General features: G+C 63.5%; 19 protein-coding genes and 2 riboswitches. Of the genes, 12 read left to right on the forward strand and 7 right to left on the reverse strand.

The features are described from left to right. Positions 1 to 15 precede the first annotated feature (15 nt). The 4 genes from N005_RS24935 to cobW form a co-directional block, all read right to left on the reverse strand. Positions 16 to 579, reverse strand: a complete 564-nt coding sequence (locus N005_RS24935) for a vWA domain-containing protein (protein WP_081993350.1) — start codon at positions 577 to 579, stop codon at positions 16 to 18. 101 nt (positions 580 to 680) lie between these two features. Next, positions 681 to 1,685, reverse strand: a complete 1,005-nt coding sequence (locus tag N005_RS24940) for a magnesium chelatase ATPase subunit I (protein WP_047703621.1) — start codon at positions 1,683 to 1,685, stop codon at positions 681 to 683. A gap of 204 nt (positions 1,686 to 1,889) precedes the next feature. Beyond that, positions 1,890 to 5,651, reverse strand: coding sequence for a cobaltochelatase subunit CobN (gene cobN / locus N005_RS24945; RefSeq protein WP_047703622.1), 3,762 nt, complete (start codon positions 5,649 to 5,651; stop codon positions 1,890 to 1,892). 3 nt (positions 5,652 to 5,654) lie between these two features. Then, positions 5,655 to 6,719 carry a cobalamin biosynthesis protein CobW gene (gene cobW, locus N005_RS24950; protein ID WP_047703623.1) on the reverse strand — a complete coding sequence of 355 codons (1,065 nt, stop codon included), beginning with the start codon at positions 6,717 to 6,719 and terminating at the stop codon, positions 5,655 to 5,657. A gap of 98 nt (positions 6,720 to 6,817) precedes the next feature. After that, a riboswitch (cobalamin riboswitch) is annotated at positions 6,818 to 7,031 on the reverse strand. Positions 7,032 to 7,201: 170 nt separating this feature from the next. Beyond that, a riboswitch (cobalamin riboswitch) is annotated at positions 7,202 to 7,424 on the forward strand. Positions 7,425 to 7,529: 105 nt separating this feature from the next. On the opposite strand from cobW, the gene N005_RS24955 reads away from it, so the two are divergent. The 4 genes from N005_RS24955 to cobM all read left to right on the forward strand — a co-directional run bounded on the left by N005_RS24955 (position 7,530) and on the right by cobM (position 9,663). Next, positions 7,530 to 7,718, forward strand: coding sequence for a CbtB domain-containing protein (locus N005_RS24955; protein WP_047703624.1), 189 nt, complete (start codon positions 7,530 to 7,532; stop codon positions 7,716 to 7,718). Positions 7,719 to 7,729: 11 nt separating this feature from the next. Beyond that, a complete protein-coding gene (locus N005_RS24960) occupies positions 7,730 to 8,437 on the forward strand; it encodes a CbtA family protein (RefSeq protein WP_047703625.1) in 708 nt (235 codons plus the stop codon). Beyond that, positions 8,434 to 8,838, forward strand: a complete 405-nt coding sequence (locus N005_RS24965; RefSeq protein WP_047703626.1) for a cobalamin biosynthesis protein — start codon at positions 8,434 to 8,436, stop codon at positions 8,836 to 8,838. The genes N005_RS24960 and N005_RS24965 overlap by 4 nt, the downstream gene beginning before the upstream one ends. 78 nt (positions 8,839 to 8,916) lie before the next feature. Then, positions 8,917 to 9,663, forward strand: a complete 747-nt coding sequence (cobM, locus tag N005_RS24970) for a precorrin-4 C(11)-methyltransferase (RefSeq protein ID WP_047703627.1) — start codon at positions 8,917 to 8,919, stop codon at positions 9,661 to 9,663. Between the two features lie 199 nt (positions 9,664 to 9,862). Here the strand turns inward: cobM and nfuA are convergent, their stop codons facing one another. After that, entirely contained in the window at positions 9,863 to 10,447 is a 585-nt protein-coding gene (gene nfuA / locus N005_RS24975) for a Fe-S biogenesis protein NfuA (RefSeq protein ID WP_024781251.1), read from the reverse strand. A gap of 117 nt (positions 10,448 to 10,564) precedes the next feature. Then, on the reverse strand, positions 10,565 to 12,856 hold the full coding sequence (locus tag N005_RS24980; protein WP_047703628.1) for a fatty acid cis/trans isomerase: 2,292 nt from the start codon (positions 12,854 to 12,856) through the stop codon (positions 10,565 to 10,567). A 154-nt stretch (positions 12,857 to 13,010) separates the two neighbouring features. On the opposite strand from N005_RS24980, the gene metH reads away from it, so the two are divergent. From metH to N005_RS25000, 4 genes are all read left to right on the forward strand, one after another. Further along, positions 13,011 to 16,721, forward strand: a complete 3,711-nt coding sequence (gene metH, locus N005_RS24985) for a methionine synthase (RefSeq protein ID WP_047703629.1) — start codon at positions 13,011 to 13,013, stop codon at positions 16,719 to 16,721. An 85-nt stretch (positions 16,722 to 16,806) separates the two neighbouring features. Next, entirely contained in the window at positions 16,807 to 17,025 is a 219-nt protein-coding gene (locus tag N005_RS24990) for a DUF2970 domain-containing protein (RefSeq protein ID WP_024781254.1), read from the forward strand. A 544-nt stretch (positions 17,026 to 17,569) separates the two neighbouring features. Further along, the gene (locus tag N005_RS24995) at positions 17,570 to 19,222 is read left to right on the forward strand and encodes a nitrite/sulfite reductase (protein WP_047703630.1); all 1,653 of its coding nucleotides are present in this window, start codon (positions 17,570 to 17,572) and stop codon (positions 19,220 to 19,222) included. Continuing rightward, entirely contained in the window at positions 19,206 to 19,700 is a 495-nt protein-coding gene (locus N005_RS25000; RefSeq protein WP_047703631.1) for a DUF934 domain-containing protein, read from the forward strand. Before N005_RS24995 ends, N005_RS25000 begins: the two co-directional genes overlap by 17 nt. Positions 19,701 to 19,885: 185 nt before the next feature. On the opposite strand, the gene sohB is transcribed toward N005_RS25000, so the two are convergent. Beyond that, positions 19,886 to 20,917, reverse strand: coding sequence for a protease SohB (sohB, locus tag N005_RS25005; protein ID WP_047703632.1), 1,032 nt, complete (start codon positions 20,915 to 20,917; stop codon positions 19,886 to 19,888). Positions 20,918 to 21,149: 232 nt separating this feature from the next. Here sohB and N005_RS25010 point away from each other — a divergent pair, with 232 nt between their 5' ends. The 4 genes from N005_RS25010 to N005_RS25025 all read left to right on the forward strand — a co-directional run bounded on the left by N005_RS25010 (position 21,150) and on the right by N005_RS25025 (position 25,090). Next, positions 21,150 to 21,860: a histidine phosphatase family protein gene (locus N005_RS25010; RefSeq protein WP_047703633.1), complete on the forward strand. Its 711-nt coding sequence runs from the start codon at positions 21,150 to 21,152 to the stop codon at positions 21,858 to 21,860. A gap of 52 nt (positions 21,861 to 21,912) precedes the next feature. Next, complete coding sequence (locus N005_RS25015) at positions 21,913 to 22,230, forward strand: SCP2 sterol-binding domain-containing protein (RefSeq protein WP_047703634.1); 318 nt, start codon at positions 21,913 to 21,915, stop codon at positions 22,228 to 22,230. 214 nt (positions 22,231 to 22,444) lie between these two features. Continuing rightward, the gene (locus N005_RS25020; RefSeq protein ID WP_047703635.1) at positions 22,445 to 24,163 is read left to right on the forward strand and encodes a hydrogenase maturation protein; all 1,719 of its coding nucleotides are present in this window, start codon (positions 22,445 to 22,447) and stop codon (positions 24,161 to 24,163) included. A gap of 63 nt (positions 24,164 to 24,226) precedes the next feature. After that, positions 24,227 to 25,090 carry a LysR family transcriptional regulator gene (locus tag N005_RS25025; RefSeq protein WP_047704153.1) on the forward strand — a complete coding sequence of 288 codons (864 nt, stop codon included), beginning with the start codon at positions 24,227 to 24,229 and terminating at the stop codon, positions 25,088 to 25,090. Positions 25,091 to 25,166: the final 76 nt, after the last annotated feature.

Genomic DNA, 25,166 nt, shown 5'->3' on the forward strand with positions numbered 1-25,166 from the left:
TCCAGCCAACGACTATCAGCCAGATACCCCATCATCGATATGCCGATACTGAGCCCCCAACTGCCCCGCCAACTGCCGGGCCCGGCCCAGGCGAATCGGGCCTCGCTCGACGTCGATCAACAGACACGGGCAATCGAGTGGCGGCAGCGGCAGGCTCTCTTTCACCCGCCCATCCGTCATCAACAACACCCGCTGCTGCTCCGCCGGGTAACGCTTGCGTCGGGCCTCCAGCCAGCGCCCGGCCTCACTCAACGCCGCCAGCAACGGCGTACCGCCGCCGGCGCCCAGCCTGTCGAGCCAGTCGCGCAACCCGGCCGAGGCCTTGAGTCCCTGTACCTGCCAGTTCGGGACACTGCCGCTGGCCGTCAACAGCGCCAACCGGGCGCGTTGCCGGTAGGCATCGTCGAACAGTTGCGCCAACAAGCCCTTGCCATCACTCAAGGCCCTATGACGACGGGTCGAGGCCGACGCATCGACGATGACCAGCCAGAGCTCATGGGGCGAGCGATGGCGGCCATGAAAGCGCAGGTCTTCATGCAGACGTGGCCGGCCATTGAGCAACGTCCCCGGCCAATTCACCGCACCGCTGGCTGCCGTTTTACTACGGCCTTGGCGACCCAGGTCGAGGCGCCCTGCACGGGGCCTGGCATTCGCCCCCGCGACCGAACGGGGGCGAATGCCTAGGGCTTTTTTGGCCAGCTCGGCACTTCACGCCGGGCACCGGTCGGCAGCGCCTGGGCCGGCAGGTCACCCCACTGGCCCTGGCCTTCGCCTGGCTCGGCGGCTCGATTGCCGGCCGAGGGGGCCTGGGACGGTGAAGGTGCCGGGGCCGAATGTCCGCGCCGCCGGTGGCGCAAGGCAAACTCGGCAACCGCATCGATGTCCTCCGCGGCGATAAGCTGTGCCCCGCGCCAGGCCGCATGGGCCCGTGCGGCGCGCAACCAGACCAGATCGGCGCGCAAGCCATCGACGCCGGCGGCAAAGCAGCGCTCGGTAATCTCTGCCAAGGCCTGATCGTCCAGGGGGATTTGTGACAGCCGCTCGCGAGCATTCCGGCAGCGCTCGCGCAATTGGCCCTGGGCCGCTGCCCATTGCGCGCAAAACGCGGCCGGATCACTGTCGAAATCCAGCCGCCGCCGAATGATCTGCCCGCGCTCGGCCGGTGCGGTATGACCGTCGAGGGCCACGTTCAGGCCAAACCGGTCGAGCAGTTGCGGGCGCAACTCGCCCTCTTCCGGGTTCATGGTGCCGATCAGCACGAAACGCGCCGGATGCCGATGGGAGATGCCGTCGCGCTCGATCAGGTTGGTGCCACTGGCGGCGACATCCAGCAGCAGGTCCACCAGGTGATCCGGCAGCAGGTTGACTTCATCGACGTACAACACGCCACCGTCGGCCTTGGCCAGCACACCGGGGGAGAACTGCGCGCGCCCTTCTCCCAGGGCGGCGTCCAGATCGAGGGTACCCACCAGCCGCTCTTCGGTGGCGCCCAGGGGCAAGGTGACGAACTGACCGCTGGCCAGCAAGTCTGCGAGGCCTCGGGCCAGGGTCGACTTGGCCATGCCCCGGGGACCTTCGATCAGCACGCCGCCGATTTTCGGATCGATGGCGGCCAGGCACAGCGCCAGTTTCAGGTCATCGGCGCCGACCACGGCGGAGAGCGGGAAATGGGGAGTGTCGGTCATGGTCGATTCTCAAAGGTGGTCGGTAAAGTCGGTTTGGAGAGAGTCTTGTGGCGAGGGGATTTATCCCCGCACTGTGGGAGCAAAGCTTGCTCGCGAAAAGACGCCTCGATTTCTGAAGGACCGCATCGCCTGCATCGCGGGCAAGCCTTGCTCCCACAGACAACCTCGGCACAGGTTTTGCGTATGGCCAGCTGATGGTACCCATCAACTATCTTCTTCAATATCGAGCAACAGATTCTCCAGCGCCTGGCGGTATTCGCCTGGCGCCTGCCACAGCCCCCGTTGCTGGGCTTCAAGCATGCGTTCGGTCATATCGCGCAAGGCGTCGGGATTGTGTTGGCGAACGAAGTCCCGGGTGTCCGGGTCGAGCAGGTAGGCATCGGCCAACAAGGCGTACTGGTGATCGTCGATCAGTTGCGTCGTGGCGTCGAAGGCGAACAGGTTGTCCACCGTCGCTGCCAGTTCGAACGCGCCCTTGTAACCGTGCCGTTTGACCCCGTCGATCCACTTCGGATTGGCCGCCCGGGAACGGATGACGCGGTTGAGCTCTTCCTTGAGGGTGCGGATCCGGGGCAGGTCCGGTTGGCTGTGATCGCCGTGGTAACTGGCCGCGACGGTTCCACCGAGGGTTTCCACCGCCGCCAGCATACCGCCCTGGAACTGGTAGTAATCGTTGGAATCGAGCAGGTCGTGCTCGCGGTTGTCCTGGTTCTGCAACACCGCTTGCACCTGGCTCAAGCGCCGGGAAAACTGATCCCGCGCGGCGGTGCCTTCATCTGCGCCGCCGTAGGCGTAGCCGCCCCAGTTCAGGTACACCTCGGCCAGGTCTTCGCGGCTCTGCCACAGGCGACCGTCGATGGCGCCCTGCACGCCCGCGCCATAGGCTCCGGGCTTGGCGCCGAAGATCCGCCAGCCGGCCTGTCGGGCGGCCGCGTCCGCCTCGAGGCCCGAAGCCAACAGGGCCTCCCGCTCGCTCCGCACTTTGGCCGCCAGGGGGTTCATGTCTTCCGGCTCATCGAGGGCGGCAACGGCCTGCACCGCCGCATCGAACAGGCGGATCAGGTTGGCAAAGGCGTCCCGGAAGAACCCCGAAACCCGCAGTGTCACATCGACCCGGGGTCGATCCAGCAGGCTCAGCGGCAGGATCTCGAAGTCATCCACCCGCTGGCTGCCCGTGGCCCACACCGGGCGCACGCCCATCAGCGCCATGGCCTGGGCGATGTCATCGCCGCCGGTGCGCATGGTGGCGGTGCCCCACACCGACAGGCCGAGCTGGCGCAGGTGATCGCCATGGTCCTGCAAATGCCGCTCGAGAATCAGGTTCGCCGACTGGAAACCGATGCGCCACGCCGTGGTGGTGGGCAGGTTGCGCACGTCCACCGAGAAGAAATTGCGCCCGGTGGGCAATACGTCCAGGCGCCCACGACTCGGCGCCCCACTGGGGCCTGCCGGTACGAAGCGGCCGCCCAAGGCATCCAGCAGGCCGCGCATTTCCGCCGGGCCGCAAGCGTCCAAGCGTGGGGCCACCACGGAGCGCAGGCTTTCGATGACGCTGCTCACCTCTTGCCAACCGGGCGCGTCCAACTGCTCGACCCGACCTTGCAGGGCCTGCTCGATCAAGCTTGCCGCAAACAGTTCCAGGCGCTCGCGGGTATCGCCGGCGGTGCGCCAGGGCTCATCGCTGACCTGCCGCAATGCCTCGGGACGGTCGTCGGCCCAAGGGTCGGCCAAGGCGCAATCCAACGGATCGAAACCCAGATCGAATGCCTTCGACAGCGCCCGCAACAGGCTCGACTGCGCGCCCTTGCCATCACCCCGGGGAATGCGCAGCAACGCCAGCAAGGTGTCGATGCGCAGCCGCCCGCTGGGCGATTCGCCAAAAACATGCAGGCCGTCGCGGATCTGCGACTCCTTCAGATCGCACAGGTAGGTGTCCAGGCGCGGCAGCCAGATCGCCGCGTCGGCATCAGCGTCCAATTGCAGCTCGCGGTCGATGTGGGTTTCGCGCACCAGGTTCAGGATGTCCCGCTGCAGCTCCCGGGCGCGGCGCGGGTCGAGCAGTTGCGCTTCGTAATACTCGTCGGCCAGCAACTCGAGGTTACGCAGCGGCCCGTAGGTTTCGGCGCGAGTCAGCGGCGGCATCAAGTGATCGATGATCACCGCCTGGGTGCGCCGCTTGGCCTGGGCCCCCTCGCCCGGGTCGTTGACGATGAACGGATAGATATTCGGCAAAGGACCCAGCAGCGCATCCGGCCAGCAGCTTTCCGACAACCCGACACCTTTGCCCGGCAGCCATTCGAGGTTGCCATGCTTGCCGACGTGAATCACGCCGTGGGCACCATAGGTATGGCGCAACCAGAAATAGAAGGCCAGGTAGCCATGAGGCGGCACCAGGTCCGGGTCGTGGTACACGGCACTTGGGTCGACCTGATAGCCCCGGGCCGGTTGGATACCGACGAACGTCAGGCCCAGGCGCAGGCCGGCGATCATCAGGCGCCCGGCGCGGAACATCGGATCCGTCTCGGGCGGGCCCCAGCGATCCAGCACCGCCAAGCGATTGGCCTCGGGCAGTGCGTCGAACATGGCCTGGTAGGCATCGAGGACCAGGCTTTGATGACACGGGCGCAGGTCGAGACTGTCCAGGTCGTTGCTGACGCCACCGAGCAGTTGCTGGATCAGCGCGGTGCCACTGACAGGCAGTTCGGCGGACAGCGGATAGCCTTCGTCCCGCATGGCGCGCAGGATGTTCAACGCCGCCGCCGGGGTGTCGAGGCCGACGCCGTTGCCGATGCGTCCGTCCCGGGTCGGGTAGTTCGCGAGGATCAACGCGACGCGCTTCTGCCCATTGGGCAGGCGCGCGAGTTCGGTCCAGCGCCGGGCCAGCTGCGCGACGAAATCCATGCGCTCGGGCACCGCGCGGTAGCAGACCACATCGCTCTGGCTGCGCTCGCTGCGCCAGGCCATGTCCTTGAAGCTGATGGGGCGGCTGATGATCCGCCCGTCCAGTTCAGGCAAGGCGATGTGCATCGCCAGGTCCCGCGGGCCGAGGCCCTGCTCGCTGGCGCGCCAACCGGGTTCGTTGTCCTGGGCGCAGATTGCCTGGATCACCGGAATGTTGCGACGAAACGGCCGCAAGTGCGGCGCCTCCGGGCTCGACTGGGCAAACCCGGTGGTGTTGAGGATCACTCCGGCCTCCACCTCGTCCAGCCAGTCTTCGACCTGCGCCAGACAACCAGGCTCCTTGAGGCTCGCCACCGCAATCGGTAACGGGCTCAACCCCGCCAGTTGCAGCCGCTGGCAGAACACGTCGATGAACGCCGTGTTCGCCGCTTGCAGGTGAGAGCGGTAGAACAGCACCGCCGCCACGGGTTGATCGGCCTGCCAGTCAGCTCGCCAGTCGTCGAGGCTGGCGCTGGTGTTCTGCGGATGGTAGATCGCCGTGCGTGGCAGAGTTTGCGGTTCAGCCCAGGCGTAGTCGCGTCCGAACCATTGATTGCCGAGGTTGTGAAACAGATCCAGGGCATTGCCCAGCCCACCCTGACGCAAGAACTGCCAAAGTCGGTCGCGGTCGGCGGCGGGCACGTTGCTCAAGTCGCTGAGTTCCGGGTCCGGACGGTCGTCCCCCGGCACCAGGATCAAGGTCACCCCGCGTCCGGCCAGTTCCATCAAGCGTTCGATGCCGTAGCGCCAATAGCCGATACCGCCGTGCAGCGACAACAGGATGACCTTGGCGTGGCGCAGCACGTTCTCGACGTACAGATCCACCGAAGCGTGGTTCTGCACCTGCATCGGGTTGGCGAGGCGAAACTGCGGGTAGTCGTCCGGCAACTGCCGCGCTGCTTCGGCCAGCAGCGCCAGGCTGGAGTCGCCGCTGCACAGGATCACCAGCTCGGCGGGGGTTTGCCCCAGGTCGGCAATGTTGTCGTCCGAGACGAAGCCGCCGGGCTGGGTCCTGAGCAGGTGCATGGCTTAGGCGCTGAGGGCGGCGCGCAGCTGCGCTTCAAGCAGCCCGGCATCCAGGGCCTGGCCGATCAACACCAGACGCGTCACCCGCGCCTCGTTGGCGCCCCACTGGCGGTCGAAATGCTTGTCGAAACGCGTCCCCACGCCCTGGATCAGCAAGCGCATCGGCTTGTTCGGGATCGCCGCGAAACCCTTGACCCGCAGCACGCCGTGCTGGACCACCAGTTGGGTCAGCGCATCGAGCAACAGGCTTTCGTCGGCCTGGGGCAGTTCGATGGAAATGGAATCGAAGGCGTCATGGTCGTGGTCATCATCATCGCCGTCATGATGGTGATCATGATGGCTGTGGCGGCTGTCGATGTGTTCTTCGGAACCGGCACCCAGGCCAATCAGCACCTCCAGCGGCAGGCGACCGCCGCTGGCTTCGATGACCTTGACCGCCGGTGGCAGTTCTTCGGCCACTTCAAGACGGACTTTTGCCAGGTCTTCCGGGCTGATCAGGTCGGCTTTGTTGAGGATCACCAGGTCGGCGCTCGCCAACTGATCGGCGAACAGTTCGTGCAGCGGCGATTCGTGGTCCAGGTTCGGGTCGAGCTTGCGCTGGGCATCGACCTGGTCGGGGAAGGCGGCGAAGGTGCCGGCGGCCACCGCGGGGCTATCGACCACGGTGATCACCGCATCGACGGTGCAGGCACTGCGGATTTCCGGCCATTGGAAAGCCTGGACCAACGGCTTGGGCAAGGCCAGGCCGGAGGTTTCGATGAGGATATGGTCAAGGTCGCCGCGCCGGGCCACCAACTCGCGCATCACCGGGAAGAACTCTTCCTGCACCGTGCAGCACAGGCAGCCGTTGGCTAGTTCGTAGACGCGGCCGCTGGCTTCTTCTTCGGTGCAACCGATGGAGCACTGCTTGAGGATCTCGCCGTCGATGCCCAGTTCGCCGAATTCGTTGACGATCACCGCGATACGCCGGCCCTGGGCGTTGTCGAGCATGTGTCGCAGCAAGGTGGTCTTACCCGAGCCGAGGAAACCGGTAACGATAGTGACGGGAAGTTTGGCCAGTGTTTTCATCGGATGCCCTTTGGCAAGGTGGCGGGCAAACGGGACGACAACCGCAGGCACAGGGGTGCGCGGAAGATTTCGCCACCGGATCACCCCGCCCGGTTGTAGTGAGAATCTGTCTCGAGGCAGGTCTCCTGGCTGACGGCGGGCCGGTCGCGGCTTTTCATGAAAGCCCTGGCAATTCCTGCGCCTTCCCGTGCGGCATGCACAGTGGCCTGGCAGGAACGTCACCGTTCACAGTTGCGGGGGCAGCCGCGGCTTCGACCGCGTTCCCTTCTTAGCTTCGGCGCAAACCGAAGAACCTCGAAGGCGCAAGGCTACGCAGGGTGTGCGGGCGGGTCAATGTCTGCGGGTAAGTTCGGTGGTGCATGAGCGGGCCCCATCGCGAGCAGGCTCGCTCCCACATTTGAAATGCATTTCCCTGTGAGAGCGAGCCTGCTCGCGATAGCCGCGACTCGGTTTCATTGACGCCCCACCCCTACCCATGCTCTCCTGTGCGCCTAATTATGGGTGCCCTTCACAGGGTGAAACGGGAAACCGGTGAATCGTGTGCTTTACTTCAAGGCCACGTCAGTCCGGTGCTGCCCCCGCAACGGTAAGCGAGCGAAGCGTCAGATCCACTGTGCCTCATGGCATGGGAAGGTGACGCTTGCAGGCAAGGCTAAGGCCCTGCCCCTCGTGAGCCCGGAGACCGGCCCGTAATCAAACATCAACAAACCCGCGGTGGGCGGGCGCTGTTCGGATCCTGACGGGCGTTTGCCCGGGGTTTCATTGCGCTCGATTTACCCACTGGCCAAGACAAGAACAGAGGGAAGCGCCATGTCGACCATCAGCACCACCGCCCGCACCGCCAGCAGCACCACGACCCTGAGCCAGCGCCTGAGCGCGGCGATCCTCGCCTCGATCATGGGTGCCGGCCTGGTCTATTTCGCCGGTTTCTCCCACATCGAGGCGGTGCACAACGCGGCCCACGACACCCGCCACAGCGCCGCCTTCCCGTGCCATTGAGACCTGCCGACATGATCAAGCGTATCGCGCAAACCGCCGGGTTCAGTGGTTTGCTGGCCGCCCTGCTGCTGACCCTCCTGCAAAGCCTATGGGTTTCGCCGCTGATCCTGCAGGCCGAAACCTATGAAAAAGCCCCGGCTGCCGAAGCGCCTGTCGAGGTCCATCAGCATGCCGACGGCGTCGCCCATACCCATGATGCCGAAGCCTGGGAGCCCGAAGATGGCTGGCAGCGCGTGCTGTCCACCACCGGCGGCAATCTGGTGGTCGCGGTGGGTTTCGCCCTGATGCTGGCGGGCCTGTACACCTTGCGCGCCCCCACCCGCACCTCCCAGGGCCTGCTCTGGGGCCTGGCCGGTTATGCCACCTTCGTCCTCGCTCCGACCCTCGGCCTGCCGCCGGAACTGCCCGGCACCGCCGCGGCCGACCTGGCTCAACGGCAAATGTGGTGGATCGGCACCGCGGCGTCCACGGCCGTGGGCATCGCCCTGATCGCGTTCGGCAGGCATTGGCTGCTCAAACTGCTGGGAGTGGCGACATTGCTGGTGCCCCATGTCATCGGTGCACCGCAGCCGGAAGTCCACTCGATGCTGGCGCCCGAAGCCCTTGAAAGCCAGTTCAAGATCGCCTCGCAATTGACCAACGTCGCGTTCTGGCTGGCCCTGGGCCTGATCAGCGCCTGGCTGTTCCGCCGTGACGGTCAAGCTCGCCACGAGGCATGAATAGCGGGCAGGTGCTGGTGGTCGGCCTGGGCTGCCAGCGCGGTTGCCCGGCCAGCGTGTTGCGAACATTGCTGGATGAGACGTTGCTGACCCATGGGATCGCGCTCGAGGCGGTAGGCGCCCTGGCCAGCATCGATCTCAAGCGTGACGAACCGGGCCTGCTGGAATTGGCGGGGCAACTGGCCCTGCCGCTGACCTTCTTCAGTGCTGCCCAACTGGCGAGTTACCGGGAACGCCTCAGCCACCGCTCGCAGATCGCCTTCGAGCGCACAGGTTGCTATGGCGTTGCCGAAAGCGCGGCGCTGGCCCTCGCCGAACAACTGGGAAAAACGACCGCCACCTTGCGGATTCCCCGCCAGAAGTGCGCCCAGGCCACCCTGGCATTGGCGGTCGCGTCGTAAAACCCGATAATCTCGCCCCATGGATCATGAGCGATCTTCATTCAGGCGTCGCTCTCCACCTTATTTCAGGAACCGGTCATGACCGTCTACTTCATCGGCGCCGGCCCCGGCGATCCGGAATTGATCACCGTCAAAGGCCAGCGGCTCGTGCGCAGCTGCGCGGTGATCATCTATGCCGGCTCCCTGGTACCCGCCGCCGTGCTCGAGGGCCATTGCGCCGAACAGGTGATCAACAGCGCCGAGCTGCATCTGGAACAGATCATCGCGCTGATGGAGGCAGCCCACCGCAACGGCCAGGACGTCGCCCGGGTGCATTCCGGCGACCCGAGCCTGTACGGCGCCATCGGCGAGCAGATTCGTTGCCTGCGCGAATTGGGCATCCCCTTCGAGATCATTCCCGGCGTGACCGCGACCTCAGCCTGTGCCGCCCTGCTGGGCACCGAACTGACCTTGCCGGACGTCGCCCAGAGCGTGATCCTCACCCGCTACGCGGACAAGACCGCGATGCCTGCCGGGGAAGAACTGGCCAGCCTGGCGCAGCATGGAACGACCATGGCGATCCACCTGGGGGTCAATCATCTGGAAAGAATCGTCGAAGAGTTGCTGCCCCACTACGGCGCGGATTGCCCGATTGCGGTGATTCACCGGGCAACCTGGCCGGACCAGGATTGGGTGATGGGGACGTTGGCTGACATTGCCGCAAAGGTGCAAGCCAAGGGCTTTCGCCGCACCGCGCTGATTCTGCTGGGACGAGTGCTGGGCAACGACGTGTTCAGCGAATCATCGCTGTACCGCGCCGGGCATGCTCATCTCTACAGGCCCTGACCGCTCAATATCGATTGCCTTTGGGAGCGAGCCTGCTCGCGATGGCGGTGGATCAGGCAGAAATGATGTTGAATGCACCGCCGCAATCGCGGGCAGGGCTCGCTCCCACAGAGTCATGGGTGATCGCAAATTCAGCGTTCAGCCCAATCATTGTGGGAGCGAGCCCTGCTCGCGATTGCGGTAGCCCAGGCTGCAACAATCAGTAGTAAGCGTTTTCTTTTTGCGTGTGGTCGGTCACGTCGCGCACGCCCTTGAGTTCCGGGATACGCTCGAGCAGCGTGCGCTCGATCCCTTCCTTCAAGGTCACGTCAGCCTGGCCGCAGCCCTGGCAGCCGCCACCGAACTGGAGCACGGCGATGCCGTCTTCCACCACGTCGATCAGCGACACCTGGCCGCCGTGGCTGGCCAGCCCCGGGTTGATCTCAGTTTGCAGGTAATAGTTGATGCGCTCGTTGATCGGGCTGTCGGCATTGACCATCGGCACTTTCGCATTCGGCGCCTTGATGGTCAGTTGGCCGCCCATCCGGTCGGTGGCGTAGTCGACCACCGCATCGTCCAGGAACGCTTCGCTGAACGAGTCGATGTAGGCGGTGAAGCTCTTGAGCCCCAACGCGGTGTCTTCGGGTTTTTCTTCCCCCGGCTTGCAGTAGGCGATGCACGTCTCTGCGTACTGGGTGCCGGGCTGGGTGATGAAGATGCGGATCCCGATACCCGGTGTGTTCTGCTTGGACAGCAGGTCGGCCAGGTAATCGTGGGCGGCATCGGTAATCGTAATGGCGGTCATGGAAACTCCTCGCAGGCTTGCCGGCAGTTTACGCCAAATCAGGGCGCCGGACAAAGTCCCAGTATTTTTGTCGGGAAAGCGGCCGGCGGCACGGGCTTCGCCGCCGGAACATGCCGATCAGAGGTTCTGGTAGCGATTCATGTCCAGGACGCCCGCCTCCAATGGCTCGGTTTCCTCGATGTAACGGCTCAGGTCATGAAAGTAATGCCAGAACTGCGGGTGACTGCGACGAATCCCCCAACGTTCGACAATCCGCTCGAACGCCTGCTCATCCTGGGCGTTTTCCATGGCGTCGACGAACGCTGGGACTTGCCCCGCCGGGACATTGAACATGAAGTTCGGGTAGCTGCTGAGCACGCCCGGATACACCGTCAAGGTGTCCAGCCCCGGCTGATAGCGCCGCTCCTCGCCCAGCAGGAACGCCACGTTGCTATGGGCACGGTTGCGCAGCAGGCTGTAGACCTCGCGATGGCCATCGGCGGTTTCGACACGCAGCATCGTCGCTTCCGGCAACTGGTCGATCACCCGTAGTCCCGCCGCCGGGCGCGACACCAGGCGACTGAGGGCCTGCTCGGCGTTCTGCAGGGCCGGAGCGATGTTCGGGCGCGAGCAATAGGCACCGTCGCAACGGTTGATCGGATCGGGCCGGGCATTCAGTTCGCCATAACGGAACAGCAATTGCCGGGCGAAATCGCCCTTGGGGTCGCGCTCGTCAAGCTTGAGGGCGGTCGGCTTGTCATTGTCGATGCTCTCGTAATCCAGCCACATCTTGAATTTGCCGCCGGACTGATACCAGTCGTCGAGGTAGCCTTCCCGGGCGTCGGCGGGCATCAGGCGCAGGAAGTTCTGTTCCGCGCCATTGCGAATCAGGTCGAAGTACAACCGCGTCTGGGCCTGATGGGAAACGTTGCCGAACACGTCGAAATTCACCGCCAACTGGTAATAAGTGCGTTCCAGCAACGGGAAGTCGAACAGCCACATGGTCTGCGGTACTTCGCCAATCAGGCCCTTGGTGACCGAGGCACTGTCGAAGTGCCGGAAAATACTCAACAAGGCATTGTCGTTACCGGCCCACAACGTCGACCAGCTCGGCGCCGGCAACTCGGCGTAATTGTCCCGGCGCAGGGCCTCGTAGGCGTTGCGCTTGTCGCGGTAGTCGAGCCACAGGCTGACAACGCTGCCCACATCGTCGTTCTGCCCCGGCATCGCCAGCAAGGGCGTGGCCTGGCCGCGATAGTTCGGATCGGTGATGTACAGGTCGTGCTCAGGGGCCTGGAACAGCGCCCAGAAGTTGTCGCGGATCACATCCGTGGCGATCTGGCCCCGGCACACCGGGCCGCGAATAAAGGTGCGGACGAAATATTCGGCGTTATCGAGCATAAATTGATAGCGGGCCTGGGCCGGGATCGCTTCAAAGGTGGAGAACGGATTCGAGCGGCGCTCCGGCCCGTAGCCGGGCAACGCCGTGACCTGCCAATTGCCCTTGTAGAACAGGCTCTTGACCCGCGCCATCTTGGCCGCACTCAGCCCGTAGGTGATGTGGGTCTTGTGCACGATCACCCCTTGCACCGCCCAGAGCCGGTAATAGACGCGGGTGCCGGGGTCGTCGTTCGGGCGCCGGGTGTTGATCAGGTCGATCGGCTGGCCGCTGGGCGTGCGCGAGCGCACCCACTGGAAGAAATGCCCCGGCTCGCCGTCCTTGAAGTAGATGTGGGCCAGGAACCAGTGCTCGAACAACCAGCGAGCCACCAGGCTTTCCCGGGCGCCGGGAGCGTTGAGCAGGTTTTCCCATTGCAGCACCTGCAAGGCTTCGGCGGCGCTCGGGGCCAGGGCTTGCTGGTCGATGGGAGCGCCGGCCGCGAGCCAGCGCTGCAGGGTCTGGTATTGCTGATCGGTCAGGCCGGTGACCGCCAGGGGCATGCCCTCCCTGGGGTGCGCGGCAGCGTATCCATCGAATTGCCCCGGCATCGCGCAACTGTTTTCACGCTCCAAGCCGAGCACGATGTCTTCCGGCAGCTTGGCGTTGGGTTGCAGCGGCGCGCCGTGCCCCAGCGCCAGCATCTGCGCCATCAACGCCGCCTGGCTGCCCTGGGCATCGAGCACCGAATAGAAGCCCTTGCGCTGCCAGGCCTGGGGCCCGGAAGCGTCATAGAACAAGCGGGTCGGGACGGCGGCCTGGCGGCGCTCGCCGTCATACACCGACATTTTGCTCGCGCCCCGGGCCGCGCCTTCGCCGCTGCCCAGGTTCAACTGGCAGGCGGAGTCGTAGCAGGCGTGGCAGGCCACGCATTTCTCGGTGAAGATCGGCTGGATGTCGCGAGTGTAGGACAGCGCTGGTAGGGGATTCTTGGCGGCTGCGGTAAAAGACAACAGCAGCAACAGACTGCCGAATAAGACGCGGTACGGCATGTCTCGGTCCCTAAGAGATGGAACGCTGATTCTACCGGGCCAGCAGCCGCTTGCAAACATGAGCAACATTCATGCAAAAGCCGCCCACGATCAAATCCGGCACAGGTTTGCTATGATTCCAGGCTTCGTAATGGTCTTTTTTCCAGGTAGTCCTATGTCCGATCGCAGCGCTCGCCTTTATCTTCTCCAGCAAGCCCTCAAGGAACGCATCCTGATCCTCGACGGCGGCATGGGCACGATGATCCAGAGCTACAAGCTGGAGGAACAGGACTATCGCGGCAAGCGTTTCGCCGACTGGCCGAGCGACGTCAGGGGCAACAACGATTTGCTGGTGCTGACCCGTCCCGACGTGATCGGCTCCATCGAAAAAGCCTACCTGGATGCCGGCGCCGACATCCTCGAAACCAATACCTTCAACGCCACCCAGGTATCCCAGGCCGACTACGGCATGCAAGGCCTGGCCTATGAGCTGAACCTGGAAGGTGCGCGCCTGGCCCGCAAGGTGGCCGACGCCAAGACCCTCGAAACCCCGGACAAGCCGCGCTTCGTCGCCGGCGTGCTCGGCCCGACCAGCCGCACCTGCTCGCTGTCGCCGGACGTGAACAACCCCGGCTATCGCAACGTGACCTTCGACGAACTGGTGGAGAACTACACCGAAGCCACCAAGGGCCTGATCGAAGGCGGCGCCGACCTGATCCTGATCGAAACCATTTTCGACACCCTGAATGCCAAGGCAGCGATCTTCGCCGTGCAAGGCGTCTACGAAGAACTGGGCGTCGAGCTGCCGATCATGATTTCCGGCACCATCACCGACGCCTCCGGCCGCACCCTCTCCGGCCAGACCACCGAAGCGTTCTGGAACTCCGTGGCCCACGCCAAGCCGATCTCCGTGGGCTTGAACTGCGCCCTGGGTGCCCGCGAACTGCGCCCTTACCTGGAAGAGCTGTCGAACAAGGCCAGCACCCACGTCTCGGCGCACCCGAACGCCGGCCTGCCCAACGAGTTCGGTGAGTACGACGAACTGCCGGCGCAAACCGCCAAGGTCATCGAAGAGTTCGCCCAGAGCGGCTTCCTGAACATCGTCGGCGGCTGCTGCGGCACCACCCCGGCACACATCGAAGCCATCGCCAAGGCCGTGGCCGGTTATGCACCACGACCGATTCCGGAAATTCCCCGGGCTTGCCGCCTGTCAGGCCTGGAACCGTTCACCATCGATCGCAACTCGTTGTTCGTCAACGTCGGCGAGCGGACCAACATCACCGGTTCCGCCAAATTCGCCCGGCTGATCCGCGAAGACAACTACACCGAAGCCCTGGAAGTCGCCCTGCAGCAGGTCGAGGCCGGCGCCCAGGTGATCGACATCAACATGGACGAGGGCATGCTCGATTCGAAGAAGGCCATGGTGACCTTCCTCAATCTGATTGCCGGCGAGCCGGACATCTCCCGCGTGCCGATCATGATCGACTCGTCGAAATGGGAAGTGATCGAAGCCGGCCTCAAGTGCATCCAGGGCAAGGGCATCGTCAACTCCATCAGCATGAAGGAAGGCGTCGAGCAGTTCATCCATCACGCCAAATTGTGCAAGCGCTACGGCGCCGCCGTGGTGGTAATGGCGTTCGACGAAGCCGGCCAGGCCGACACCGCGGCGCGCAAGAAGGAAATCTGCAAGCGCTCCTACGACATCCTGGTCAATGAAGTGGGCTTCCCGCCGGAAGACATCATCTTCGACCCGAACATCTTCGCCGTCGCCACCGGTATCGAAGAACACAACAACTATGCCGTGGACTTCATCAACGCCTGTGCCTATGTCCGCGACGAGCTGCCCTACGCGCTGACCTCCGGCGGAGTGTCCAACGTATCGTTCTCGTTCAGGGGCAACAACCCGGTGCGCGAGGCGATCCACTCGGTGTTCCTGCTGTATGCGATCCGCGCAGGCCTGACCATGGGTATCGTCAACGCCGGTCAGTTGGAAATCTACGACCAGATCCCGGTGGAACTGCGCGACGCCGTGGAAGACGTGATCCTCAACCGTACTCCGGAAGGCACCGACGCTCTGCTCGCCATTGCCGACAAGTACAAGGGCGACGGCAGCACCAAGGAAGCGGAAACCGAGGAGTGGCGCAACTGGGACGTCAACAAGCGCCTGGAACACGCCCTGGTCAAGGGCATCACCACCCACATCGTCGAAGACACCGAGGAATCGCGCCTGTCGTTCGCCCGCCCTATCGAAGTCATCGAAGGCCCGTTGATGGCCGGCATGAACATCGTCGGCGACCTGTTCGGCGCCGGCAAGATGTTCCTGCCCCAGGTGGTCAAGTCGGCCCGTGTGATGAAACAGGCCGTGGCCCACCTGATTCCATTCATCGAGGCGGAAAAAGGCGACAAGCCGGAGGCCAAGGGCAAAATCCTGATGGCCACGGTCAAGGGCGACGTCCATGACATCGGCAAGAACATCGTCGGCGTGGTGCTCGGTTGCAACGGCTATGACATCGTCGACCTGGGCGTGATGGTGCCGGCGGAGAAGATCCTGCAGGTGGCCAAGGACGAGAAATGCGACATCATCGGCCTGTCCGGCCTGATCACGCCGTCCCTGGATGAGATGGTGCACGTGGCCCGCGAAATGCAGCGCCAGGATTTTCATCTGCCACTGATGATCGGTGGCGCGACGACCTCCAAGGCCCACACGGCGGTGAAGATCGAGCCCAAGTACAGCAATGACGCGGTGATCTATGTCACCGACGCCTCCCGCGCCGTCGGTGTGGCGACCCAGTTGCTGTCCAAGGAACTGAAACCGGCGTTCGTCGAGAAAACCCGCCAGGACTACACCGAGGTACGCGAGCGCACCGCCAACCGCAGCGCCCGTACCGAACGCCTGAGCTACCCCGCCGCTGTCGCCAAGAAGCCGCAGTTCGACTGGAGCAGCTACCAGCCGGTCAAGCCGACGTTTACCGGCGCCCGGGTGCTGGACGACATCGACCTGAACGTCCTGGCCGAGTACATCGACTGGACGCCGTTCTTCATTTCCTGGGACCTGGCCGGCAAGTTCCCGCGCATCCTCACCGATGAGGTGGTCGGCGAAGCGGCCACCGCGCTGTACGCCGATGCCCAGGCGATGCTGCGCAAGCTGATCGACGAGAAACTGATCAGCGCCCGCGCGGTGTTCGGCTTCTGGCCGGCCAACCAGGTGCATGACGACGACCTGGAAGTCTACGGGGACGACGGCAAGCCGCTGGCCCGCCTGCATCACTTGCGCCAGCAGATCATCAAGACCGACGGCAAGCCGAACTTCTCCCTGGCCGACTTCGTCGCGCCGAAGGACAGCGGCGTAACCGACTATGTGGGCGGCTTCATCACCACTGCCGGCATTGGCGCCGAGGAAGTGGCGAAGGCCTACCAGGAAGCCGGCGACGACTACAACTCGATCATGGTCAAGGCCCTGGCCGACCGCCTGGCCGAGGCCTGCGCCGAGTGGCTGCACCAGCAGGTGCGCAAGGAACACTGGGGTTATGCCAAGGACGAAAGCCTGGACAACGAGGCGCTGATCAAGGAGCAGTACACCGGCATCCGCCCTGCCCCCGGTTACCCGGCGTGCCCGGATCACACCGAGAAAGCCACGCTGTTCCGCCTGCTCGACCCCGAGGCCAGCGAACTGAAGGCCGGCCGCAGCGGCGTGTTCCTCACCGAGCACTACGCCATGTTCCCGGCAGCGGCTGTCAGTGGCTGGTACTTCGCCCATCCCCAGGCGCAGTACTTCGCCGTCGGCAAGATCGACAAGGACCAGGTCCAGAGCTACACCGGCCGCAAGGGTCAGGAGCTGAGCGTGACCGAACGCTGGCTGGCGCCGAACCTGGGCTACGACAGCTGATCCTGAAGATCGCGGCCGGCAGCGGCCGCGATCTTTTTCCAGGGTTGTCTATGCTTGTGTCAAACCCATGGCAGACGAGGGATTTATGGACGATCCAGTCGACAACAAGCCGCCGACCCTGCTGCAGATGATGCACAGCGTACTGGCCGCCGCTTTCGGCGTGCAGAGCGGCAAGAACCGCGCCCGTGACTTCACCCACGGCAAACCGAGTCATTTCGTGATATTGGGCATCGCTTTCACGGTGATCTTCGCCCTGACGCTGTTCGGCATCGTCAAGCTGGTGGTGCATCTGGCGGGGCTATAGAAAGGGTCTGCACATCAACCCCCTGTGGGAGCGAGCCTGCTCGCGATAGCGGTGATTCAGTCCATACGGCAGTGACTGACATACCGCTATCGCGAGCAGGCTCGCTCCCACAGGTTTTTTCATTGCATTGGACGACCGATCACTGGTGACTGACCCAGAACACCGCCGTGCCCACCACCAGGATAATCAGGAACAGAATGGCCCAGGCATCAACGGTACTGTCGCTTTTCCTTGCTTTGGTCGGATTGCTCATTGCATCGCCTCTTGTCGGTTTTTTAGGTGATTGCATAGGGACTCGACCACAGTTAAGACGATGATTGCCCATACGACAAATGTGGGTTCCGGGCCGATAGATCCCATTAGGTCATTTGGTTCTTTACATATACTCAAACATCACTTTTGCGCATAACTCAAAACAGGTATCTTGCACCGGCTCCTATAGGAGTGCGCGGCCGTGCGCGCAGAATTGCCGAGGCAGAACCCGATTCCAGCGAGCCAATACGCAGCTGTTTCTGATCGGCCCAAGCCTGAGACCGAGACTTATATGTACGTATATGACGAGTACGATCAGCGGATCATCGAGGACCGCGTCAAGCAGTTCCGTGATCAGACCCGACGCTATCTGGCAGGCGAGCTGAGCGAAGAAGAATTCCGCCCTCTGCGCCTGCAGAACGGCCTGTACATCCAGCGTTTCGCCCCGATGCTGCGGGTGGCGGTGCCTTACGGCCAACTGAGCGCGCGCCAGGTGCGCAAGCTGGCCCAGATCGCCCGCGACTACGACAAGGGCTACGCCCACATCAGTACGCGGCAGAACGTCCAGTACAACTGGCCGGCCCTGGAAGATGTACCCGAGATCCTGGCTGAGCTGGCCACCGTGCAGATGCACGCGATCCAGACCAGCGGCAACTGCCTGCGCAACGTCACCACCGACCAGTTCGCCGGTGTCGCGGCCGATGAATTGATCGACCCGCGTCCGTGGTGCGAGATCGTCCGCCAGTGGACCACTTTCCACCCGGAATTCGCCTACCTGCCGCGCAAATTCAAAATCGCCATCAACGGCTCGACCTCGGACCGCGCCGCCATCGAAGTCCACGACATCGGCCTGGAGGCGGTCTACAACGCCGCGGGCGAACTGGGCTTCCGCGTGCTGGTGGGCGGTGGCCTCGGTCGTACGCCGGTAGTGGGAGCATTCATCAATGAGTTCCTGCCCTGGCAGGACCTGCTGAGCTACCTCGACGCCATCCTGCGGGTGTACAACCGCTACGGCCGTCGCGACAACAAGTACAAGGCGCGGATCAAGATCCTGGTCAAGGCCCTGACACCAGAAGTGTTCGCCGAGAAGGTCGAAGCCGAAATGGTTCACCTGCGTGGCGGCCAGACGACCCTGACCGAAGCCGAAGTCCATCGCGTGGCCAGGCACTTCGTCGACCCGCAATACAAGGCCCTGGACAACCAGGACTTCGCAGCACTCGACAAGGAACATCCGGGCTTCGCCCGCTGGCGCAGCCGCAACACCCTGCCCCACAAGAAGCCTGGCTACATCGCAGTCACCCTGTCCCTGAAGCCGACCGGCGTTGCCCCTGGCGACATCACCGACAAGCAATTGGACGCCGTGGCCGACCTGGCCGAGCGCTACAGCTTCGGTCAGTTGCGCACGTCCCACGAGCAGAACATCATTTTGGCCGACGTCGAACAGAGCCAGTTGTTCACCCTGTGGGGCGAGTTGCGCGAACAGGGTTTCGCCACGCCGAACATCGGCCTGCTGACCGACATGATCTGCTGCCCGGGCGGCGACTTCTGCTCCCTGGCCAACGCCAAGTCGATCCCGATCGCCGAATCGATCCAACGCCGTTTCGACGACCTGGACTACCTGTTCGACATCGGTGAACTGGACCTGAACATTTCCGGTTGCATGAACGCCTGCGGTCACCACCATGTCGGCCACATCGGCATCCTGGGCGTGGACAAGAAAGGCGAAGAGTTCTATCAGGTCTCCCTGGGTGGCAGCGGCACCCGCGATGCCAGCCTGGGCAAGATCCTCGGTCCTTCGTTTGCCCAGGACGACATGCCCGACGTGATCGAGAAGCTGATCGACGTGTACATCGAACAACGTACCGAAGACGAGCGTTTCATCGACACTTACCAACGTATCGGCATCGACCTCTTCAAGGAACGCGTCTATGCAGCGAATCATTAAGAACAACGAGGTCATCGACGAAACCTGGCACCTGCTGCCCAAGGACGCGACCCTCGATGGTATTTCCAACTGCGACGACCTGATCGTACCCCTGGCCTTGTGGCGTGATCACGCTCGCGCGCTCAAAGTCCGCGATGGCGGCCTGGGTGTGTGGCTGGACGCCGACGAGGAAGCGGAAGAGATCGGCGACGATGCCAATCAGCTCCAGGTCATCGCGCTGAACTTCCCGGCCTTCACCGACGGCCGCAGCTACTCCAACGCCCGCCTGCTGCGTGACCGCTACGGCTTCAAGGGCGAACTGCGGGCCATTGGCGATGTATTGCGCGACCAACTGTTCTACATGCGCCGCTGCGGTTTCGACGCATTCGCTCTGCGTGCCGACAAGGACCCCTACGAAGCCCTCGAAAGCCTCAAGGACTTCTCGGTGACCTACCAGGCCGCCACCGACGAACCGCTGCCGCTGTTCCGTCGTCGCTGAGTCCGCTGTAATGAAAAAGCCCTGATCCGGATATTCCGGTTCAGGGCTTTTTCATTTCCAGCAATCACCGAAGTTCAGTGTGGGAGCGAGCCTGCTCGCGATGGCGGTGATCCAGTCGATACTGCAGTGACTGACAGACCGCTATCGCGAGCAGGCTCGCTCCCACAGGGATTGAGGTAGCAGAGTTACCAGAACCGCTGCTGGGTCAGGCGGCTCCACCAGCTCAGCAGGACACGGTCCACCGAGCCGCTGGCCGCGATGCCGACGCGCTCCTGCAGGCTTTTGCGTTCGGCATAGTGCAGGTGGTACAGCTCGGCGCTCTTGGCGCGCTCGGCCAGGTATTCGTCGCTGGTCTTCAACTCGTCCACCAGGTGCTTGCCGAGCGCCGCGACACCCAGCCAGACCTCTCCGGTCGCCACTTCATCAATGGCCAGTTGCGGACGGTAGTTGGACACGAAGTTCTTGAACAACTCGTGGGTGATGTCCAGGTCCTGTTGGAATTTCTCCCGGCCTTTCTCGGTGTTTTCGCCAAACACCGTCAGCGTGCGCTTGTACTCGCCAGCGGTCAGGACTTCGAAGTCGATGTCGTGCTTCTTCAGCAGGCGGTTGACGTTCGGCAACTGGGCCACGACGCCGATGGAGCCGAGGATGGCGAAAGGCGCGCTGATGATCTTCTCGCCGATGCAGGCCATCATGTACCCGCCGCTGGCAGCGACCTTGTCGATGCACACGGTCAGCGGTACGCCGGCCTGGCGGATCCGCGCCAGTTGCGACGAGGCCAGGCCATAGCTGTGGACCATGCCGCCACCGCTTTCCAGGCGCAGCACCACTTCGTCCTTGGGCGTTGCCAGGGTCAGCAGCGCGGTGATTTCATGGCGCAGGCTCTCGGTGGCCGAGGCCTTGATGTCGCCGTCGAAATCCAGCACGAACACCCGGGATTTGGTCGCCGGCTTGTCCTTTTGCTTCTTCTGCGCCTTCTCAGCCTTGCCTTCGTTCTTGCGCAGGGCCTTGAGCTGATCCTTGTCCAGCAGCGTCTGTTCCAGGCGCTCGCGCAGCCCCTTGTAGAAATCGTTGAGTTTGCTTACCTGCAACTGGCCGGCCGACTTGCGTCGCCCCTTGCTGCGCAGGGCAGCAAAACTGGCCAGCACCACCAGGATGGCGATGACCAGCGTCACGGTCTTGGCCAGAAAACCGGCGTATTCGATAAAGAACTCCACGATCACTCCTAATAGATTCTCGACTCGCCGCTCGACGGCGGACATTAAACGTTCCCAGCATACCCATGCACCCGCGTCGCTACCAGCCGGGAAACCTGTGGTTACCTTAAGCCCGGGCCAGGTTGGACAAGGGTGTAACAGACATTTCAAACGAGCGTATGTTTTTTCATTGACAGCTCACGGTCATCCTCATAACCTCGCCAAACCTTCAACGTACCGGGATGACGCGGACGTGGGCAGTATCTATCTGATTCGACATGGCCAGGCCTCCTTTGGTGCGGACGACTACGATGTCCTCTCACCCAATGGCGTGCGCCAGGCAGAGGTGCTGGGTAACCACATGGCCGAGCTGGGTGTCGTGTTCGATCGTTGCCTCTCGGGCGACCTGCGCCGTCAGCAGGATACCGCCACCGGCGCCTTGGGCCGGATGTCCGCCGCCGGGCTGCCGGTTCCCGAAGTGGAAACCGACGCCGCGTTCAACGAATTCGACGCCGACGCGGTGATCCGCGCCCTGCTGCCGGACATGCTGCCCGAGGAGCCCGAGGCCCTGTACATCCTGCGCAATGCCGCGCAGAACCGAGCCGAATTCCAGCGCATTTTCGCCCTCGTGGTCGAGCGCTGGCTCAGCGGCCAGTATGACCCGCCCGGGCTGGAGAGCTGGCAGGGTTTCGTCGAGCGGGTCCAGGCCGGCCTTCAGCGCATCCTGGAACAGGCCGACAACAGTCACAAGATCGCCGTGTTCACCTCCGGCGGCACGATTACCGCCCTGCTCCACCTGATCACCCGGATACCGGCCCGACAGGCCTTCGAACTGAACTGGCAAATCGTCAACACCTCGCTCAACCACCTGAAATTCAGGGGGCGCGACGTGGCCCTGGCTTCCTTCAACAGCCATGCTCACCTGCAGCTGCTGAAGGCCCCGGACCTCATCACCTATCGCTGAGGCCGAAGTAATCGTAGACCCTTGCTGTATCCACCCGATAAGGATCGAAACCATGACCTCTGTAGTCGACGCCGTACAAAAGATGAAAGAAAAATTCAACCCATCCGCCGCTGCCGGCCTAGACCTGGTATTCGGTTTCAACATCACCGACGAAGACAAGCAGTACGCCCTGATCGTCAAGGACGGTACCTGTGAATTGCAGGAAGGCGAAAATGCCGACGCCAACTGCACACTGGTGATGGACAGCGACACCCTCAAGGGCATCGTCAGCGGTGAAACCGACGGCATGCAAGCGTTCATGGGCGGCAAACTGCGTGTCGAAGGCGACATGATGCTGTCGATGAAACTCTCCGAGCTGTTCCCGGCCTGAGCCTGCGCCCCCCTCCCGGGCGCTCCTGGCTGCAACGAATCCCGCCTCCGTGGCGGGATTCGCGTTTCTGCCCTCCTGTGATTCCTCCAGTACCCACAACCTTGATCCCGGTCAGCTCCCGCTCGCCCTCCAACCGCTAACTTGACGCCTCCATCAGAAGCCAGGGACGGCTCATCGGGAGCCGGTGCTCGCTCATCTCAAGGAAGAGAACGTCATGCCCACATTGAAGATCATCCTGCTGTCGACCGCGTTCAACGGCCTGACCCAACGTGCCTGGCTGGACCTGCGCGAGGCCGGTTATCGTCCCAGCGTGGTGCTGTTCACCGATCCGGATTCGGTGTGCCGGCAGATCGAACACAGCGGGGCCGACCTGGTAATCTGCCCCTTTCTCAAGGACCGGGTCCCCGAGCAACTGTGGCGTAATCCCCACCGACCGGTGGTGATCATCCACCCGGGCATCGTCGGCGATCGCGGTGCCAGCGCGCTGGACTGGGCCATCATGGGGCAACCCGAACGCTGGGGCGTCACGGCGTTACAGGCGGTGGAGGAAATGGACGCCGGGCCGATCTGGGCCACCTGCGAGTTCAACCTGCCCGAAGGCCTGCGCAAATCAGAGTTGTATAACGGTCCGGTCAGCGATGCGGCCATCTGCTGCATCCGCGAAGTCGTGGAGAAGTTTGCCAACGGTTTCGTCCCGGTGCCGTTGGACTACAGCCGCCATGACGTGGTCGGGCGCCTGCGGCCGAACATGACCCAGGACGATCGCACCTTCAGCTGGCACGACAGCGCCGTGTTCATCAAGCGCTGCATCGACGCCGCCGATGGCCAGCCAGGCGTGTTGGCGAGCCTGGTCGGCGGTCAGTTCTACCTGTATGACGCCCACCTGGATGTCCGCCGTGGATTGCCTGGCACGCTGCTGGCCGTGCGCGATGATGCGGTGCTGGTGGCAACCGGTGATGCAAGCCTCTGGATCGGCGCCCTGCGCCAAAAACCGCGCCCCGGCGAACCGACCTTCAAACGGCCGGCGCGCCACGTACTGTCGGAGCGACTCAACGGCGTGCCAGTGCTCGACAGCTCATTGGCCCGAGAGCCGTTCAGCGACGAGGCTTATCAGCCCATTCGCTACCGGGAATGCGGCCATGTGGGTGAACTGACGTTCGAGCTCTATAACGGCGCGATGAGCACCGAGCAATGCGGGCGCCTGGTGGACGCGCTGCGCTGGGCCAAGTCCAGGCCTACCCAGGTGTTGTTGATTCGCGGCGGACGCGGCAGTTTCTCCAACGGCGTGCACCTGAACGTGATCCAGGCCGCCGCCCAACCTGGCCTGGAGGCCTGGGCCAACATCCAGGCCATCGACGATGTCTGTCTCGAGTTGTTGAGCGCCCGGCAACTGGTGGTCAGCGGTCTGACGGGCAATGCCGGTGCGGGGGGCGTGATGCTGGCCCTGGCCGCCGATGTCGTGCTGGCGCGCAGTGACATCGTGCTCAACCCCCACTACGCAACCATGGGCCTGTACGGCTCCGAATACTGGACCTACAGCCTGCCTCGCGCCGTTGGGCCTGACCTGGCCTGGACACTGACCCAGGACTGTCTGCCCATCAGCGCCCGCCAGGCATTGCGCTACGGCATGGTCCAGGAGATCGGTCCACGCTGCCCCGACGAGTTCGGCCTGTGGTTGCTGCAACGGGCCAACGGGGCCTGGCACGATCCCGCCTACGAAGCCATCCGGGCCCGCAAGGCCGAACGCAGCCTGTCGGCGATCCAGGCCTGTCGGGATGGCGAGCTGCAACACATGCGGCGCGACATGGTCGAGAATCGCCACGGTTTCGCTGAAAAGTGCCGCAACTTCGTATTCAAGCGCAAGGCCTGTCGCACCCCGGAACGGCTGGTTGCGCCATGGGCACGGATGACGGAGGCCGAAGCCGTCCAGTGATTGTCGGTATCGGGGCGGCGTGCCAGCTCTTACAATGCCCGCTTCCCCTGTATCGGCCTGAACATGGACATCGACCTCGCCCGCACCTTCCTGGAAATTGTCCGCCACGGCAGTCTCGCCGCGGCGGCCGACAAGCTGCATGTCACCCAGACGGCGATTACCGCTCGGGTACAGAAACTGGAAAGCCAGCTCGGCTGCGCGCTGTTCGTGCGCAACCGTGCCGGTGCACGACTGACCACCGACGGCGAAGCCTTCGTCGTCTACGCCAACCAGTTGGTGCAGACCTGGGAAGCGGCCCGCCGGGACCTGCCGCTGCCCGAAGGCTATCGCAATGTCCTGCACATCGGTGGCGAGGTCAGCCTGTGCAATCCCTTGATGCTCAGTTGGGCCCGTGAACTGCGTCGGACGATTCCCGGCCATGCTTTACGCATGGACATCCGCGACGGCGAGAAGCTGCTGCAACAGCTGGAACTGGGCCTGCTGGATGCCGCGGTGGTGTATCAACCCGAATACTGGCCGAGGTTGCAGGTTGAACAGCTGTTGGAAGAGAAACTGATTCTGGTGCGCCTGGCCAGTTGCCCGGAGCCCTATGTGTACATCGACTGGGGCGTCGATTTCCGTCGTCAGCACGACACGGCCCTGCCGGACAAAGCAAAGGCTGCCGTCACCTTCAACCTCGGCCCCCTGGCCTTGCAATACATCCTGGAAAACGGCGGCAGCGGCTACTTCCGCACGCGCGTCGTGCAGAGCTACCTGGACAGCGGCATCCTGGAGCGGGTGCCCAAGGCACCGGAGTTCAACTACCCGACGTACCTGGTCTATTCCCGGGACCGGGATTCGGCGGCGTTGCAACAGGCGTTCGAGGTGTTGCGGGGCATCGTCAGGAGCGGCAGCGACTGGTCCCAGCGCTGGGATCCGCTGGGTTGATGCATGCTGTAAAAAAGCGGGGGCCTCTTGCGGCCCAGCGGGGCGATGCGACGTTTCGCTTGAATCCCCGTGCTAC

Origin of the sequence: Pseudomonas mediterranea CFBP 5447, from assembly GCF_000774145.1 — a bacterium.
Classification (GTDB): Bacteria; Pseudomonadota; Gammaproteobacteria; order Pseudomonadales; family Pseudomonadaceae; genus Aquipseudomonas; species Aquipseudomonas mediterranea.